The organism is Phytoactinopolyspora limicola (assembly GCF_011320225.1).
GTDB classification, from domain to species: Bacteria; Actinomycetota; Actinomycetes; order Jiangellales; family Jiangellaceae; genus Phytoactinopolyspora; species Phytoactinopolyspora limicola.
The window spans coordinates 579,457-593,762 of record NZ_JAAOEN010000003.1; the positions used below are offsets into that span (position 1 = coordinate 579,457).

A 14,306-nucleotide genomic window follows, 5' to 3' on the forward strand; every position below is an offset into this window, starting at 1 on the left:
CTACCGGCCGGCGACCTCGTACCACCCATATTCCCAATCGTCGTCATCCAGATCCCACCCCTCATTCCGACATCAGAAGCTTAGGCTGTCCAACTGCAACGGCAACAGCCTGGAGTACAGAATTTCCTGTGATGCGCACTGGTTCGATCGACAATCCGACTGGAGACGGCCAGGTTGTCTTCATAATGTCAACGGCAGCTGAATTTTGAGCAGGTAGCGGAAGGGTGGTTTCTATCGGTGGTCGCAACACCTCCTAGAGTCTGGGGTTGTGTTGTCGTCTCGTCGGGTGAAGAAAGGGCCGGGGCGGCGTCCGCAATCGGCCAAGCGTGCGCGGTTTATGCAGTTGCGGGAGCGGGGGTGGAGCATCCTCGCTGCGGCTCGGGAAGTCGGTGTTTCACGTACGACGGGGAACAACTGGTCTCGCGGTTATAAGACGTACCGCCATGGCCAGGTTGTTGGATTCGTTCCTGCGTTGGAACGGCTGGAGGTACGCCGTATCAGTCCGCGGTTCTTGTCGCAGGACGAGCGGATCGAGATCGCCGACCTACACTACGCTGGTGTCAGCATCAGGCAGATCGCGCACCGGCTCGGGCGGGCACCCTCGACAGTCTCACGTGAATTGCGGCGCAACGCCAGCAGCGGGCAGCGCGCCGGCTATCGGCCGTTTGAGGCCCACCGCCGGGCGACCGCTCGACGGGCACGCCATCATCGGCGACGTATCGAGACCAACGCCGAACTCAGGCAACTGGTCGTTGAGTTGCTAGCGCAGCGCTGGAGCCCTCAGCAGATCAGCCGCCACCTGCGGCGCCGGTTCCCGGGCGATGCATCGATGTGGCTGTGTCACGAGAGTATCTACCAGGCTGTCTACCAGCCCGGGTCGGTGCTGCTGAGGCCATCAAAGCTTGTCCCGCACAAGCGCTCGCCGCTACGGACCGGGCGGGATCACCGGCGCGCGCAGCAGAAGACCGATAGGCGTCGTCCACGGTTTGAGCAGCCAATGCTCACCGTTCATCAGCGCCCCTTCCAGCCCGAAGACCGCTCCCAAGCCGGCCACTGGGAGGGAGACTTGATCATCGGCAGGAACCAGGCCTCAGCCATCGGCACACTCGTTGAACGCCAGACTCGGATGCTGCGCCTGCTGCACCTTCCCCAACGCGACGGCGACGCCCTTCACGAGGCATTGAAATCCACCATGGCCAACCTGCCACCGGCACTGATGCGCTCGATCACGTGGGATCAAGGAACCGAGATGGCCCGCCACCTCACCATCGCGAAGTCGCTCGGTGCACCGGTCTACTTCTGCGACTCCCGCTCGCCCTGGCAGCGTGGCTCGAACGAGAACACGAACGGACTCTTACGCGACTACTTCCCGAAAGGCAGCGACCTCAGCGCCTACTCGCCGGAGCATCTCATGGCCGTCGAGACCGAACTGAACAACCGGCCCAGAATCGTCCTCAACGACCACTCCCCGGCCGAGGTGTTCCAGGCACTGCTAACCTCTCCAAATCTGTCCGCGTGTTGCGACGTTAACTAGAACCTGCCATGCCGAACCCTGCTCAGTATTCGCTTGCCGCCGACAGCTATCGCCGTGGGGTCGGCGAACACATCGCGGAGCAGTTGGTCATCAACATGAACGGTGTTCTCACCTTCGATCGGGATAGCATCGATGGCCCGCAACATGTCGATGAGGCGGGTTGCCTGGTCCCGGTTGAGCTCTAGAACGTTCTCTAGTCGAGTGCGGTCACCCGAGGTGGGAACCTTCTGGATTCGGACCTTACGTACGGCACCCGCTGAACGTGCTACTTGAAGCTGAACCTGTTTGCGCCCGCCAGGTGTTGTGAATACCACTTCGTTCGCCCACTCCCAGTCATCGTCGTCATCGGTTGACGTTTCATCGAAAACCCTGTAGATGTAACGCGATGGGTGCCCCTGGTCCTGACCGAAGACCGCGGTAAAGGTTTTGCTTGCGTACGTCCGTGTAGTGCGGCGCCCCTCGGCGTACGTGACTTCGTTGGGTTCTGGCAGATCGGCGAACGTCACGATCGGCATGTTGTCATCCCGATCAGACCTAGGCCGCGGATCCAAGAACGTCGCGGAAAGTCTTCAACTGCTCGAAGACCTGGCTGCAGGAATCCATACACCAAGTCTGCCCTGTGCGGAGTGCCGTGTCACGACCTGAAATGACGAGCCTCCAATTGCTTCCAGAGACCGTCCGATCCTCGCAAGACACCAGCGCTACGCCAATGGGTAGCCCACCCGACGGCGGTCTGGCGCGACCGCTGCTGCATGGTCGAATCCAACGCGCGAAGGCCGACAGCATGGAGACGCATTGATTCGATCCCGCCGTTGTCGGCTGTCAGCGGCGCGTGAAAACTGACCCCCAGACGGCAGGGCTGGAAACCGCCACGTCGCAGCTAGGTCAATACGCCGTGGCCAAGTTGGCTGTTAACCATCAGCTGGCACGAAACGCAAGCGTCGCCTGCTTGCCGGAGTCTCGATGACCTGTCCCAGGCCACCTGGTAGCCATGGATCATCCCGTTCGTAGAATCCTGCGGTTCAGTACATCGTCACGAGACTGATAGCGCCACGCGTTTCGTCATGTTTCAGCGCTAGGAGACGACGCGTGAGTCCTCCTTCGTTTGGCTTATCGAACTCGGCAGCGACGGCGAAGAGCGGCGTTCCGTCCGGGGCGAAGCGGAAATCGTAGACGTAGTTTTTTCTGAGCTTCGTCCTAATCGCAGCGGCGAGCTCGTCCGCTGTCACGTCCTGAAGCCCGATGTTGGTCATGAGCCTGAGTTTGTTCTCATCACGAAGCAAATACTTATCGAGCTTGTCGGGGTGGACGAACACTTCGACAGACTCAACGTCGATAAGCTCGCCAGTGATGGCCGCGAGGCTGAGAATCCGATCGTTTACCGCCTGGTATGCGTCCGTCGCTTCGATCTTGTAGGAGAGGAAACACTCGAAATAGGCGTCGAGAAGACTTACCACCTTGTAGCCGTGGGCCGGCAGATCGAATCCGACCAGGTCCTCGTCGCTCACTAGGGGCTCGTCACCGCCGTGACTCAAGATCGCCTTGTCCCCAAGGATCACCCAGTGAGACGTAACCGTTTGGGGGAGGAAGTCGCGGGCCGGGCACGTGAACGACACGTCAACGTACCCGGTATATCGAGGTTGTTTCGAGAGCGACTCATGAAGCCGAGCAACGTCGCGTGGATGTAGATTGCTGAAGTAGACGGCGTACTGAGTCTGCCAGTTCACAGGCTGGGTGCGGGGCTTTACGAGGGCTCCCTCAAACGCATCGACGGGAATGGCGCCTTGCCCGTTATGCAGATCCCCGTGAAGCATGCTCGTCCTTAGGTCACCGCGGAGACATGGGAGATAGTCCCGGGAGAATGCAACGGCATAGTTCCACGACGGCTCATCCAACCAGTCGTAGAGGAAAACGGCCTGGACACCATTAGTCGTCGGCACCAGGGCGGACCTGAGATCCTCATAGTGAACGCCACGCGAGGCCAGCAAGTCGCGGATCTGCCTAGCCTCGGCTTGCATCGTGCGCTGGAACACCGCAGGATCCGAGCCCGCGAGCTCGAAGAAGATCCAAGGAAGCAGCGTGTTGTCGCGAGCGTTCAGCGCGTGGAAGCCGAGCATGACCCTGATGGTAGTCAGAGACCCACGCGACATTTGGCTTCGAGCGGTGCCGCAACTCATCTTGTTGGCTGCGCCTGACTCTTCTGCGATCAAAGCAGACTCGGGATGCGGGCCAGCTACCACAACTCACGCCGTGCCAACGGTCGAGGCTGGAAGATGTCCCAGTGCATCCGTACGGTGGGCCGTCCCGTCCGCTCGGCTCGCGACCCGCCTGCCGCCAGCGACACAACAAAGCAAACACACCTGTCAAGTCCAGCGTCTCTGGCGCCTCCGCCGAGGACAACGAAACTCGCGATCGAAGACGCCCGCCGCTTCGGGCAACAACGCCGCTCGGATCGGCCGAGGTGCGGCCTCTGGCAAAGGAGGCTGCCCGCAGGTCTCGGCATCGACAGGCATCACGCCATCCAAGCCAGACCACAACGCGAATCACACGACGACCTAGAAAGAGCACCGGGTGGGGGTGCAAGTACCCCCACCCGGTCGATTCTACCCGCATTCATGCAGGTCAGAGACCTACAGAGTGTCCGAGGAGGGACATGACCAGCTACCACACGCAGACGGTGCTCGTGCTGGGCCGTTGATCGTTGCAAACGAAGCTGCCTCCACAGCGACGACCCGAGATGATGTTACTGAATGTCCTCGTCGGCTGGTTCGACAGAGGCATCGGCTCGTGTTAGATCGGCTGGCGTGTCTTGCTCCGACTCTTCGAGATACTCACGCACAGCGTCGGCGAGAGGTGCCAGCTCAGAATCGACCACGTCGCGGACCACGTCTGCGTTGATGCGGAAGTACTCGTGGACCACGACGTTTCGCAGTCCAGCGATGCTATGCCACGGCACCGCCTCGAAGAGGCCACGAGTCTCATCCGAAAGCACACGCGCGACCTCCCCGACAACCGCAAGATTACGCACGACAGCGTCAAACGCCATCTCCGACAGCACGGGGTCGACAGCATCGAGATGAGGACTGAAACGCAGACATCGATCGAGCGCGTCGAGCATGTCTAGCAGACGTTCACGGTCACTGCGGCTCACAAAGCGACAGCCTCCGCACGAGCCGCCTGCGACACACCATGACGGAGAAACTCTTCTGTAACGACATCAACGCGAACCCCGAGAACCAGCGACAGCTCCTCCCCCAGCCCGGCCACCCGCAACAACGCGTTCCCCGCCTGCGGGTCAAGGTCAACCAGAATGTCGATGTCACTGTCGGCTCGTGCCTCACCGCGGGCTACCGAGCCGAACACACGCGGATTCGACGCGCCGTACCGGCACAACACAGCCTGCACCTCGTCACGATGAAGATCCAACGTCCGACGCAGCACACTACTCGGCAGGCGGTTCGTTCTCATAGCACCAGCGTAGCCTCAGTCGAACTCCTTCGGGGACTAGCCGCACACTCCACGAGCGCCAAGCGCGTAGCCACGCCCGGCCGACGCATCACAACGACCTCCGGGTTCAAAATCGGCGACACACCGAAGATCACGCATCCTTGCAGGTCAGAGACCTACGGAGTGTCCGAGGGGGACTTGGCCACTTACCACACGCACACCATCCTCGACCTAACCGCCTGACCTGCCGCTCTACTGGCCGGCTTGAGTCAAGATGCTCTTCAGGAGCCACGAACCAAGCGTCGCAGGACGCAACGTTGTCACGCTACTCCCACACACGTGCACCGAAGGGCTCATACGGAAAAACACGACAGACAGCGCGGGCAGGTCAGTGTGCGCCGGCGACGCGGTACCGACGGAGCTCTCCCCCGGCTGCGAGGAATTGCTGTAAATGTCGACGATGACGGTCTGTCACTCAGGCTCACCTATTTGAAGTCGCCGCAGGCAACTTGGGACACTGAATCGTCAGGGATCAGCGGAACGCTTTCGCCTCGGCGTAGCACTGCCAGCCGGGTGGGACGTCTGCGACCCGGACGGAGTCCAGCGGCGACCGGATCGTGGTGAGAACCGGTGGAGATCGAGCTGATCGGGGTGCCCTTCGATGGATACGGCCGCCCCGGCCACCAGAGTCAGGCTCCCTCCGCGCTGCGGGAAGCAAGTCTGGTGGTGGCTCTAGCGCCGCATACCGTCCATGACACCGGTGATCTGAGCCTGCCGGAAGGCGAGAACACCCGGGGCCCGCAGACCGGTCTGCTCAACGAGCCCGCACTGTTGGCCATGACCGAACAACTACACGAACGTGTCCCCGCTGTGCTGGCCGCCGAACGGTTCCCGGTCATGGTCGGCGCGGACTGCTCACTGCTCCTGGGCGTGGTCACCGCCCTGCATGAGGCGATCGACCAGCCCGGCCTGCTGTTCCTCGACGGCCACGAGGACACCATGCCGCTGGATGTAGTCGAGGATGGCGAGGCCGCCAACTGCGAGATCGCACTGCTGCTCGGCATCACCGGCCGCCTCCTCACCGGCCCTCTCGCAACACACCTACCAGCCCTCGTTTTCGACAACCTGGCCATGCTCGGCCAGCACGATGCAGACTGGCGGCGAAAGTTCAATGCCGGCTCCCTAGCCGATATCGGCGTGTGGTCACGCAACCTGGACCAAATGCGCCACGATCCCCACAAGGCGGCGAAGGCAGCCACGGCCCACTTACGAACAAACGCACAACAGTGGTGGCTACACCTCGACCTCGACGTCCTCGACCCCACGGTTTTCCAAGCCCAAGGGTTACCCGAACACGCGGATGACCCCGACGGCCTGAATCTCAACCAGCTCACCACCGCAGCAAACACCGGCGGCTGCATCGGCTTGAGCGTGACGATCTACGACCCCCAACAAGACCCCGACCATTCCGATGCCAACACGATCGTGAACCTCACCCGCAAGACCATTCAGGCCAAGGCATGAAGCATGGGATCAGCTCTGCGGCGCGGATACGTGATGCAGGAGCGCCGGGTGTTAGCCTGCCCGGATTTAGGATCTGCGTCAGAGGAGTTGCCCCGTGGACCAAGACCAACTCATCACACGTATCACTGACATTCTTCGTGAGGATCAACGCGTTCTAGGCGCTTGGCTATCGGGAAGCCGAGGGCGCGGGACAGAGGATCAGTTCAGCGATGTCGACGTATGGCTAGTCGTCACCACCGCGGACAAGGACGCCTTCGTTAAAGAGTGGCCTGCGACCTCCGATCGCATTGGGCCCACGGTACTTCGCCAAGCCGTCTTCGGCACGACATTCACACACATCACGCCCGAGTGGTTTCGCTACGACGTGTCAATCGGAGTGCCCGACGACGCGTCGACCCGCTCCCGGACGACACACAAGACACTGTTCGACCGGGCAAACATCACAGCACAGTTCAAGCCCGTAGGCGATCTATTGCAGCCCGACCCTCAGAAAGTTTCCTCGCTAGTTGTCGAATTTCTCAGGGTGATGGGACTCCTACCGGTCGTCCTCGGCCGCCAGGACTTCGTGGTTGGCGTCTCTGGTGCCAGTCTTCTGCGAGGACTGCTTGTGCAGCTTTCCATCGAGGACGTTGTGGCTGAAGATCGCGGTGGTGCACTGAGCTTGGAGAGAACTCTCCAAGACGAGCAGCTTCGAGGTTTGGCAGACCTGCCCGCGCTGGCTGCGACGCGCGAAAGTGTGCTGGCGGTGCACCTCGCATGCGCCGACCTCTTCCTTCCCACCGCGCGCAACCTCATGGCCCGACTAGGGGCACCATGGCCCGCCCCATTGGAAGACGCATTGCGAAAGCACCTACGTGCAACAATCCAGGTGGACCTCCCCTAAAGAGCACCCTGGCAGTACTCGCCAGCGTGGTAATCGGGCCTGCTCCCACTGGCTTGAGCGGCTTCCGCAACTACCGCATCCGCGCGCTGACGGACTGATCTAGGTAGTGCCGCAGGCGGCAGCCCCGACCACGTCACATCCGCCCACACCGGCAACGACATGGATTACGCAACCACGTAGACCCACAAAGCAGGTGCATGGGCCAAGTCCCCGCCGAGTCAACATACTCGCATTCATGCAGTTCAGAGACTTGCAATACGACCTGGCCACCCACCACACACGGCGCTCCCGCTAGGGAGTTGACCAGCGTTTCGCCGAGTCGGACCGTTCCGGGACCGGCCCGTCGCCGAAGAGTCCGCACAATCGGCCCTTATAGCTTTCCTTGCTATAGTTGTGCTGTGTCCGACAGGAACGACGTGCTGCGTGAGGTGATGCTCGAAACGAGCACCACCCAGTCCGAGCTGTCCCGGTTGAGCGGCGTCCGACAGCCCAGCATCAGCAAGTTCATGTCCGGCACCATCGACCTCAGCGATGACCAACTCGACCGACTGCTCTCCTGCATGGGCTACCGCTTACAGGTCGTACGCAAGCCGGTCCAGCCCACACTCACCAGATCCGAACGGCGCTCATGGCAACTGCACCGCCGCCTCTCCACGCACCTCAACCGGTCGAGCCTGAACGAATGGCGCCCGGCCATCGAACGTAACCTGAACCGCCTCACAAGCCAAGTACGCGGCCAGCCACATGTTCGCAATCTCGACCGCTGGCAACAACTGATAGACAACAGCGACCTCCCCCAGCTGCATCGCGTGCTCACCGGACTCGACCGAGACTCCATCGAGATGCGCGAAGTCTCACCCATGAGCGGACTGCTATCACCACAAGAACGCACCGACGCGCTCCGAACACCCGCCTGATGCGACGCGACCAGCTAGAACACGCCATCCGCACCGCCTGCCAGATCATCGACCAACCCGAAGTGATCGTGGCCGGCTCCCAGGCAATCCTCGCCACCTTCGACGAGGAAGAGCTGCCTGCCGAGGCCACCATGTCAATCGAGGTCGATATCCTCCCGATCGCCAACACCAACACAGAGACGGCCCAGCTTGCCGACCTGATCGAAGGTGTCGCCGGCGAATTCTCCTCTTTCCAGGAACTGCACGGCTTCAGCATCGACGGCGTCGACCTCGACACCTCCGTCCTGCCCGACGGATGGCGCGAACGCCTCGTCAAGGTCCAAAACGCCAACACCGCCGCACCCGCCGGCCGGCCACGCTTCACCGGCTGGTGCGTGGACAAAGAAGACCTCTGTGCCGCCAAGCTATGCGCGTTCCGCGAGAAGGACCGCAACTTCGTCGCCGCACTCCTCGAAGCCGGACTCGTCGACCGTGACCTTGTCGTAGCGCGTCTGGCCACGGTCCCCAACACCCACACCTCAGCACGCGAACGAGCACTGTCATGGCTCAAACCCCAGCAAGCCTAACGAAAGCGGGAGCCAACCAGACCAATCCGGGAAGCCGCCCTCCCTTGGTGTGCTCGAGCCGACGCATCGGGGTATGCATACCGCAGACTCTGGTTCCCGGCTACCCATACCCAGGCGAACCTGAGCGATGACAATTCACCCGAGCTTGTCGGTCCACCAAGCGCCTGCGTGGTGGTTCAAGTCGGCGATACACCGAACATTAGAGCATTCATGCAGGTCAGAGACCTACGGAGTGTCCGAGGGGGGACTTGACCACCTGCCACACGCGCACCATCCTCGACCGAACCGCCTGACCTGCGGCTTTCCGATCGGCCCTGCTAGGCGTGGCGGTCTCTTATGTCGCGATCGAGATCGCCCTTCATCCGCAGCGTGACAGAGTGACCGATCAGAGAGCCGACGATCGCGGCCGGGATACCCAGAGGATAATCGTCGCAGCGCAAGTCTGCGACGACCGGCGTGGTGTAGTCGAATTGTCTATCTGTAACGGCAGACTATTGACCGTGCCCACCGCGATGGAGAACGCGATCGAAGCGTTGTCAGATCCCAACGTTTCGCTGCCCGACGCGCTTCGCAGGCTCCTCGTCGTCAGCCGTCGGATAGGTGCGGACGAACTCAGCCAGTGGCTGAGGGGTGAACTCAACGGTTATGCGAGCGATGCCGAGGTCCCGACATACCGTGCCGGGCGGCACCTGCCAATCAAGCTTCAGTACGACGGTCTAATGGGCGGATCAATATCGCGATCCCTAACCGCCGCCGAGTTGCCAGACCGACTTTCGAATGTCATGGAGGGCATGGCCTTCCGTGAACCAGTGGCCGAACTCGAAGCGCTGACTCGCGGCGACGCGGACCCACAATTGACGCTACCTGTTGCGTGGATCGCCCTCTATCGGCAGCTAGCAGAGGAGGGCAAGGTGCCAAGCATGGAGATGATGATCCTGAACCATGCGGGCGTGACCATGCCCCGTACCCACCTGACGGGGATCCTCGATCGGGTGAAGTCGACTGCTCTGGATCTCGCGCTGAGCCTCGAAGATGTTTCGCCGCAGGTTGGCGACACAGGTGGGCCCACAACCGCAGACGAGCCCCGCCTGGAACGCGAGGTCCAGGTCCACCTCACTCAGCTGTTCGCCAACGGGTCCACCATCACGATCGGTGACCACGCGACCATTGCATCCGGTGAGAGTGCCACGGCGATTCGGGTCGATCCCGGCGATATCGACGGACTCCTTCGGGCGGCCACCACATTCCTCCAGCCCGACGGAGTTGAGTCTCTCGCCGAGGCCCTCCGGACCGACGGCAATCAGCCCGCGGAGGCCACCCGCCGCTTCTTGGACCGGGTCAAAAATGGCGGATACTTGCTGGCGGGTGGCGTGGCCGGCAACGCAGCGTACGACGGCCTGGTGGCATTGCTAAAGCAGGCATTCCCGGGGGTCTTCTCCTAGGTATCGACGTCGCTGCGGCGGCGAGCACCGTACGGCTCGAACAGTTCACCCTCATACGCGCGCCGCACCCTCCACACTTGGACGTCATCGTGAGCAAGGGTAAACGTCGGTGGCTCGTCAGAGCCGATTGAGGCGAGCTGCGGGCTGAGGGGTCGCGTCCCGTCCAGGTTAAGTTCTTCGGCGGCTGCGCAGTCCTCGCCGTTGAAGAACAAGACGTAGGTCTTCTCATCAGTCTGTGCGCTGGGGAGCGCGATGCCGTCGATAATGGTCTCAGGCACGAGACGCAGATACTCGGTGATCACCTGCGTCGGGGTGTACTCAATATGTTGGCGGCCATCGGGGATCACCGGTCTCGTTATCGCCGCGACGAATGACCGGCGGAATATGGCCATCCGAAGCTCGCCGTGTCGTTGCACGTCGAAGTAGCCCGGCATCGCCGGGGCACGAGTCAGGTCGAGCAGTCTCAACGGCCGGGTGTTGAGGAATCGGCCGATCATAGCGTACGGCTCCGGGCCGTGACCTGCAATCTCCGCGATCGCAGTCTGTGGGTCGGCGGAAGCGTAGAACATCGAGATGCCCGCGGGACTCATACGGTTGGCAGACGCCTTCCTCGAAGGCGCGGGGCGCAGTTCCTTGACGGTCGGCTCCAGAACACCCGGTCGATCCATGAGCCGCCCGCTATAGAACTCCGTGCGGGCGGACACTTCGACGAGCAAACCCAGCTGCCCGTCGACGTAGTGCCGTAAGTTCGCTAGGAAGGCTCCGAGCCGTTGTGGCTCCTGACGTCGACGTGCCTGTACCGTGCTGACCTGCGACGATCCTCCTCTGTGGCCCTGCGTACCAAGCATGGGCACGCACCCTAACGCGCCCTGGCCTGAACCGCAGCCCTTCCCCAAAGGAACGTCAGACGCTACTCAACAGCATCGTCGAACTGCTACGGTTCTATCTATGATATGACAGTTTCAAACAGTGGAGGCCGTCATGGCGACACCATTCGACATCGACTCACAGCTGATCCAGGGAACACTCCGTGCAGCTGACCGGTTCATACTCAGGTGCAGAGCTCGCGCCGACTGGCCCGCTGGGGTGAAGTCGATCTATGCTGTCCGCAGCCTATTCCTGCAATTTGCCCTCTCCGAATACTTGGCTGAGCGGGGAGATAGCTGGGATGAGCAGGCCTGGGAAGCAGCTGCCGAGACGGTAGTCGATTTCATGGACAATCCCGAGAACTGGACAGCGATCTTTCTTGATCGCGAACCCATTTCTGCAGCCGGCTACCTGCCAATACAACCTATGGACGATCTAAGTATGCGCGTCAATTAGAGCGACATGTCCCCTGAGACCCTTCACCAAGGCGCACTGAGAAAGCTTCTCCAACATTACGGACACCCTTCCGGACGGGTGAACAATTCGATACCTTGGGTAGAGATAAAGCGACAATCCGCACGAGCGGACAATTCTTGGACGTCCAATACATCATCTTCACTAATTCGACCCCGCCCACCTCGGCCTAATTAGCACCCATCACCTAGTTATCCTGTAACCAATTCTGACTCATTTCTCACTGCCGCTGTTATCACTTCGCGCGGGCTAGACTGACGCATGAAGGTCCGATGTGCACTCCGCTCCTGCCGCATGATTCACGGGGCATCCGCTCCGGAAGTGGTCCCCTCGCGCATCGAGCCTCGAGATGTCAGCCTAGAACTAGACAATCCACCCGGAAGGAGTGGGGAAATGGCGAAGCCGATTGCAGATGCGTCCCCCGTGATGCTGCCAGTTACCTCAACGATCAGCGAGTGCTTGCAGCTCATCGCCCAGGTCAGATCAGAACAGGTCTTCGTGGTCGATCAAGATGCCCGTAGGCTGGTTTGCTCTCTTCGCCAGACAGATCTGTTGGGGATGTTGACCAGTGGCGCGCAGGCATATGAGAAGCTACTGCAGACTCTACCGCTCCGGCATTCCGTCAACCCCGGCGTCAACTGGGACACAAACGTGGACCAGCGTCGTGATGACAGCCCCCGTTGATAGCAAGATCTACCAACTGAACATAGGGCTGGGCATACGATACCGAACGACGTCGTGGCGCGACGGTAGTTCCGAACAGGGTCACCGAAACTTCGTCGGCTAAGTAGAGGAAAGCGCAATGTAGTTCGGCTCTTCTAGCGGTTCGCTAATGTACGCATGCTCATCGGCTCTAGGTACCGCAGCGATCAGTTTACGGGTGTACGGGTGGGCAGGCCTATCAGTCACATCCATTGCCGGCCCCTGCTCCACTACGTTCCCCTGAAGAAGAACAGCAGCGCGGTGAGACATGTGCCGGACGACGTCGATGTCGTGTGAGATGAATAGGTAGCTTAGTCCAAGACGCAATTGCAGATCTAGGAGTAGGTTAAGTATTTGAGCTTGCACTGAGAGATCGAGTGCACTCGTTGGCTCGTCACAAACTATCAGGCTCGGCCTCAGCACTAGCGCGCGCGCTATTGCAATACGCTGGCGCTGCCCCCCAGAGAACTCAGCCGGATACCGACTTGCGGCGTCGACCGGCATGCCGACCTGAGTTAACACCTCGCGAACACGCTCCGCCGCCTCACTCCGATGAAGCCGCTGTACGACACGGAGAGGTTCACCCAATGTCTGACCGATGTTTCGGGATGGGTTGAGCGAACTGTACGGATCTTGAAAAATGATTTGGATATCTCGACCAATTTCCTGGCGTTGACGTTGAGAAACGTGAGTAATGTCACGGCCGCGAAAAAGAATATGCCCCTGCGCGGGCGCAACCAGGCCGACTATAGCGTTTCCAATGGTTGACTTTCCCGACCCTGACTCTCCTACAAGTCCCAACGTCTCTCCCTCATCAAGGTGAAGATCGACGTTCTTGACCACCTGCACCGCATCATTCTTTCGTCGGCCAGGGTAGCTAACGGTGAGGTTAACGAGCCGTAGTAATTGCTCAGTCATGGCCGCCTCCAGCATAAATCTAGGTATTTTAGGTCATCGAGGCATCCCCCCACGTGATGTGAGCGGTGGAGCGCGGCCCCGCAGTCCATTAAGCTGCCCGAGGGGTACGCCGCCGGATGCCGCAAGACCCACCAATAGGGCACTCGTCAAAGACCGGCAGTTGGCCATAGACTTGAGCTGCGGCTTGAATGAATCGCCGTCAACGATGTTGGTGAATCCTGGGGTTAGTTCTGCGTTGCCTACTCGTTTGCCGTTGATGGCGAGTTCGTATATGCCGTGGGCGGTGGCATAGAGGCGGGCTCGTTGTATGTTGTGGGGCAGGGTGCAGGTTGTGTGCAGGTACCATGCTGGGTGTCGTGGCGTCGAGGGTTCTCTTGTGGTGTGCGGTGGCTCGATCCATTGCGCCTCCCAGTCGTCGATGCTGAGCAGGCCCATTTCCCACCAGGCTGGCTGGGCCCAGTCGCTTTGCCCGAGATCAGTCCAGACTCGTACGGTCCAGTCGATCCGTTGCCCCGACCGAAGCGTTGGACCGTCGTACGGCACCAGTATCGAGGTGGCGGACTCCACCTGACCTGAATCCCATTCCCCTGCGCGTAACTGATAGGCGAGCTGACACCGAGCACCGTCCGGTAGGTGCCACGACAGGCGTGGCTGGTGCATCATGAGCCCTAGCGGGTGATCCAGATGCTCCACTTTCAAGTGCGTCGGCGCGGTCATTGACAACCTCCATTCGATCACTGGTGCCTCATCCGGATAACGAGCGATGCTGACAAGCCCGTGATTATCAGTCAACAGTCGATGGAGCTGCTGAACGCCCTGGTCACAGGGGTATGAGTTGGTTGCCTGGCTGTGGATCGGCCCGTGGGGTTAGTGTGGCTAATTGAACAGTGCTTTTCAACCTCCGTAATCTCGCAAGCTAGGCTTTGGTGAGGTTTTCGATACATGTGTTTCGGTAACGGAAATGCCACTAAGGCCTGGTCAGGTACCATATTGATCAGTCACGGCTTTGCAACGTTCCCCCTACCCATGGAG

General features: G+C 60.6%; 15 protein-coding genes. 8 read left to right on the top strand and 7 right to left on the bottom strand.

The annotated features are described in order from the left end of the window. Positions 1-286: 286 nt before the first annotated feature. Positions 287-1,534 (top strand): IS30 family transposase, encoded by a 1,248-nt coding sequence (locus G8760_RS11590; RefSeq protein ID WP_343074396.1) that lies wholly within the window; start codon positions 287-289, stop codon positions 1,532-1,534. On the opposite strand, the gene G8760_RS11595 is transcribed toward G8760_RS11590, so the two are convergent. From G8760_RS11595 to G8760_RS11610, 4 genes are all read right to left on the bottom strand, one after another. Continuing rightward, positions 1,531-2,049, bottom strand: coding sequence for a hypothetical protein (locus G8760_RS11595; RefSeq protein WP_207782255.1), 519 nt, complete (start codon positions 2,047-2,049; stop codon positions 1,531-1,533). The two genes, G8760_RS11590 and G8760_RS11595, sit on opposite strands and share 4 nt — an antisense overlap. A gap of 507 nt (positions 2,050-2,556) precedes the next feature. After that, positions 2,557-3,651 carry a hypothetical protein gene (locus G8760_RS11600; protein WP_166351016.1) on the bottom strand — a complete coding sequence of 365 codons (1,095 nt, stop codon included), beginning with the start codon at positions 3,649-3,651 and terminating at the stop codon, positions 2,557-2,559. A 626-nt stretch (positions 3,652-4,277) separates the two neighbouring features. Then, positions 4,278-4,685 (bottom strand): HepT-like ribonuclease domain-containing protein, encoded by a 408-nt coding sequence (locus tag G8760_RS11605; protein WP_166351018.1) that lies wholly within the window; start codon positions 4,683-4,685, stop codon positions 4,278-4,280. Next, the gene (locus G8760_RS11610) at positions 4,682-5,002 is read right to left on the bottom strand and encodes a nucleotidyltransferase family protein (protein WP_166351020.1); all 321 of its coding nucleotides are present in this window, start codon (positions 5,000-5,002) and stop codon (positions 4,682-4,684) included. Before G8760_RS11610 ends, G8760_RS11605 begins: the two co-directional genes overlap by 4 nt. 609 nt (positions 5,003-5,611) lie before the next feature. Between G8760_RS11610 and G8760_RS11615 the strand changes: the two genes are divergently transcribed. The 5 genes from G8760_RS11615 to G8760_RS11635 all read left to right on the top strand — a co-directional run bounded on the left by G8760_RS11615 (position 5,612) and on the right by G8760_RS11635 (position 10,313). Next, complete coding sequence (locus G8760_RS11615) at positions 5,612-6,505, top strand: arginase family protein (protein ID WP_166351022.1); 894 nt, start codon at positions 5,612-5,614, stop codon at positions 6,503-6,505. Positions 6,506-6,599: 94 nt separating this feature from the next. Beyond that, complete coding sequence (locus tag G8760_RS11620) at positions 6,600-7,388, top strand: nucleotidyltransferase domain-containing protein (protein WP_166351024.1); 789 nt, start codon at positions 6,600-6,602, stop codon at positions 7,386-7,388. A gap of 398 nt (positions 7,389-7,786) precedes the next feature. Next, complete coding sequence (locus G8760_RS11625; protein WP_207782256.1) at positions 7,787-8,305, top strand: helix-turn-helix domain-containing protein; 519 nt, start codon at positions 7,787-7,789, stop codon at positions 8,303-8,305. Then, positions 8,305-8,871 carry a DUF6036 family nucleotidyltransferase gene (locus tag G8760_RS11630; protein WP_166351026.1) on the top strand — a complete coding sequence of 189 codons (567 nt, stop codon included), beginning with the start codon at positions 8,305-8,307 and terminating at the stop codon, positions 8,869-8,871. The genes G8760_RS11625 and G8760_RS11630 overlap by 1 nt, the downstream gene beginning before the upstream one ends. Before the next feature lie 500 nt (positions 8,872-9,371). Next, on the top strand, positions 9,372-10,313 hold the full coding sequence (locus G8760_RS11635; RefSeq protein ID WP_166351028.1) for an AbiTii domain-containing protein: 942 nt from the start codon (positions 9,372-9,374) through the stop codon (positions 10,311-10,313). On the opposite strand, the gene G8760_RS11640 is transcribed toward G8760_RS11635, so the two are convergent. Then, complete coding sequence (locus G8760_RS11640) at positions 10,310-11,029, bottom strand: RES family NAD+ phosphorylase (protein WP_166351030.1); 720 nt, start codon at positions 11,027-11,029, stop codon at positions 10,310-10,312. The two genes, G8760_RS11635 and G8760_RS11640, sit on opposite strands and share 4 nt — an antisense overlap. A gap of 265 nt (positions 11,030-11,294) precedes the next feature. Between G8760_RS11640 and G8760_RS11645 the strand changes: the two genes are divergently transcribed. Then, positions 11,295-11,636 carry a hypothetical protein gene (locus G8760_RS11645; protein WP_166351031.1) on the top strand — a complete coding sequence of 114 codons (342 nt, stop codon included), beginning with the start codon at positions 11,295-11,297 and terminating at the stop codon, positions 11,634-11,636. A 411-nt stretch (positions 11,637-12,047) separates the two neighbouring features. Then, complete coding sequence (locus tag G8760_RS11650) at positions 12,048-12,338, top strand: hypothetical protein (protein ID WP_166351033.1); 291 nt, start codon at positions 12,048-12,050, stop codon at positions 12,336-12,338. A gap of 99 nt (positions 12,339-12,437) precedes the next feature. Here G8760_RS11650 and G8760_RS11655 read toward each other — a convergent pair whose 3' ends face one another. Next, positions 12,438-13,289 (bottom strand): ATP-binding cassette domain-containing protein, encoded by an 852-nt coding sequence (locus tag G8760_RS11655; RefSeq protein WP_246222507.1) that lies wholly within the window; start codon positions 13,287-13,289, stop codon positions 12,438-12,440. Positions 13,290-13,307: 18 nt separating this feature from the next. After that, complete coding sequence (locus tag G8760_RS31105; protein WP_166351035.1) at positions 13,308-13,991, bottom strand: glycoside hydrolase family 78 protein; 684 nt, start codon at positions 13,989-13,991, stop codon at positions 13,308-13,310. Between the last annotated feature and the right edge of the window lie 315 nt (positions 13,992-14,306).